The sequence below is a fragment of the Candidatus Cryosericum odellii genome, assembly GCF_003570935.1.
GTDB classification, from domain to species: domain Bacteria; phylum Caldisericota; class Caldisericia; order Cryosericales; family Cryosericaceae; genus Cryosericum; species Cryosericum odellii.
In genome coordinates this window covers 1-2652 of sequence record NZ_QXIU01000181.1, presented here as the reverse complement: position 1 = coordinate 2652, position 2652 = coordinate 1, and the positions used below count along the sequence as shown (strand labels likewise).

Sequence of the window (2652 nt, the reverse complement as noted above, 5' to 3'; positions counted from 1 at the left end):
GCCCTCGTTCGCCTTGAGGACGTCAGTCCGTGGTACGCTCTTAACCCAAAACGCCTCGAACTCCTGCGATATATCGCTGATTATCTGGCTTCGCGCCATGTTCCATTCCAAGTGGCGATGATCCCCATATATCTGGATCCTGCGACAGGTATCCATATTGGCATCGATACTCCGGACGATCCACGCGTGAAGGAGTTCATTGCGACAATCCACTATATGATCAGCAAGGGTGGTGAAATAGGTCTACACGGTTATACACATCAAATGGGCGAAGGAGTAACCGGAGACAGTATCGAGTTTTCTAAGGATCCGCGCACCATTGAGAGCACTGTCTCCTACATGGCGTTGCGTGTAGACGCTGCTCTGGCAGCAGCTAAAGCAGCCAACATTCCAATTACTTTTTGGGAAACGCCTCACTATACGGCGTCGCCGGAACAGTATACCTATCTGGAGAGCCGGTTTTCCATCATCTATGAGCCGGGGCCGATCAACTACCGCACAAGAGAACCGTTCCTCCACAGCAGTTCCAGACCAGGCGGGGCAAAGGTCTGTTTTGTCCCTACTCCTCTGGGCATGGTGGACGGACCACAGGAGGCCCAATCCATCGTCCTATTTGCTGACGACTCGCATCGGCAAATACTTGCTTCTCTGTTCTTCCACCCCTTCCGTGAACGGCTGCCTTCAGAAGATGCAGCACCGTCCTCGCCAAAGGATGAAACAGGCGCCTATCTGGAGCGTATCATTCCCGCATTTCAGTCGCACGGGTTTGTTTTCGTTTCTGTCACACAGGTACGGAAACAACTCCTTGCCAAGACCCAAGCTCATCCCGCCAGAGCTGCATATCCTATACTGCCGTAAACAAGAAGTCCCCTCCCAAAGGAGGGGACTGATTATACAAGAGCTGAAACTGTCCTGAAACAACTAACCGACAATACCCCACTGCGACGGTTTGACCTCGTCACCGAAGGTCTTCTGTGCTTCCAGCAGACGCGCCCGCTGGGCCTCGAGCTCGGCAAACAGGACCTCGGGCGTATCGTGCGTGCTGTTCTTCCAGCTCGCGATGACGCGGTCGATCTTACTGAGGTTCTCGGGAATGCGGAGTGAAAACTCAGCTTCATACTCCTCGTGTGTGTACTCGCGACCGATGATGTCCTTGAACAGCGGGGCAAGATCCTTGTACTCAGGGATCCAGCCAGTTGCGGTCTTGATAGCCTTGACGTCGCCATTGCAGCGCAACTCCATCCACTTGTACCAGACCTTCTTATCATTCTTGCCGTTGAGGAACTTGCCGTCGCGGCTCTTGAGGAAGTAGTTGACGCCAAAGATCTTTGGCAGCCGCTTGGCTCCCTTGGCAAAATCGACGTTGATCTGCAGGTACTTGCCCAGCGGGATAGACAGGAAGTCCAGGTTGGACATCGGGTTGTGCTGACGCACGCCGGCCTTGCCAATGGTTGCTGCTGTCGTTTCGGATTCGATCGAAGCGCCAAAGGCAACGACGCCATGAGCCCAGTCGATGGATTCCTCTACTGGGACCCAGGTATCCGAATCGCGACCGCCATAGACATAGGCGCTGACCTCGACACCATCGGGATTGTCCGCGTTCTTGTCCAGGTTCTCGAGCATACCTAGGCCCAGCGTGAAGCGGGCATTTGCGTGAGAAGCGGGCACGGGCTTGCCATCCTTGTCGACCTTCCCCGGGGTCCACTCGCCCTTGAAGTTGACGCCATGGTCGGGGACGGTTGCGTCCTTGCCGTCCCAGTACACGCCGCCGTCATCTGTCCTGAGGACGTTGCTGAAGATGACTTGATGACCGGATGCATGCAGGGCCTTCCATTGGATAGGATCATCCTTGCTGTTGACGCCCAGGATGATGCCAAACATGCCGTGCTCGCAATTGACTGCACGTACGACGCCATCGATCTTGCGGAGATACGCGATGTCGTCGCCAACAATACTCTCTCCGTCCAGCATGGCAGTCGAGGTCTTGCCACACATTGAAGGGAACGCACCCGTGAAGTAGGTGACGCGATCATGAGGACCATGGATGCCCATGACCAGCATATGCTCACACAGCCAGCCTTCCTGTGACCCACGGTGGATGGCAAGGCGCATCGCCATCTTCTTCATGCCCAGCGTGTTGCCGGCATACTGTGTGTTGGCACTGTAGACAATGTCGTCCTTGAGGTCGATATAGATGCGGCGCTTGTCGATGTTCTTGGTCGTCTTGCTTTCGGTCAGCTCGCCCTCGGAGTGCACGAACTTGAAGAAGTGTGCCTGCTCACTCTGACGGATAAACTCTTCATAGCCTGGCCGATACAGCAGCTTCTCCGAATGTGCGACGTAGGGACTGTCGGTAAGTTGAACTGCTGGGATAGCAAACTCGGAACCGTTCGGCCCGAGCGTAGCAAAGACAATCAACATCTGGCGTCCGCGCATGATGCCGCTCATGACCTCGCCGATGTCCTTGAGACCCTCGGTGCGGTCACGCGTGGAGATCTGGGGACCCATCTCTTCGCCCGGATCCACCAGGATGTTCGTATGCTCCTTGTCGCGGCCCTGATCGAGAGGCGAATCGAAGTGAATCGTATGACCATTCATTGCCAGGCGCTGCTCTTCACCATCGTGGATGGCCTTCTCGCTGATGTAGGAGAG

General features: G+C 55.4%; 2 protein-coding genes. One reads left to right on the top strand and one right to left on the bottom strand.

Translation table 11 applies throughout. The features are described from left to right. On the top strand, positions 1 to 858 hold an 858-nt coding region (locus SMC5_RS07360), incomplete at its 5' end, for a DUF2334 domain-containing protein (RefSeq protein WP_119120189.1). Between the two features lie 63 nt (positions 859 to 921). On the opposite strand, the gene SMC5_RS07355 is transcribed toward SMC5_RS07360, so the two are convergent. Further along, on the bottom strand, positions 922 to 2652 hold a 1731-nt coding region (locus SMC5_RS07355), incomplete at its 5' end, for a phosphoenolpyruvate carboxykinase (GTP) (protein WP_119120188.1).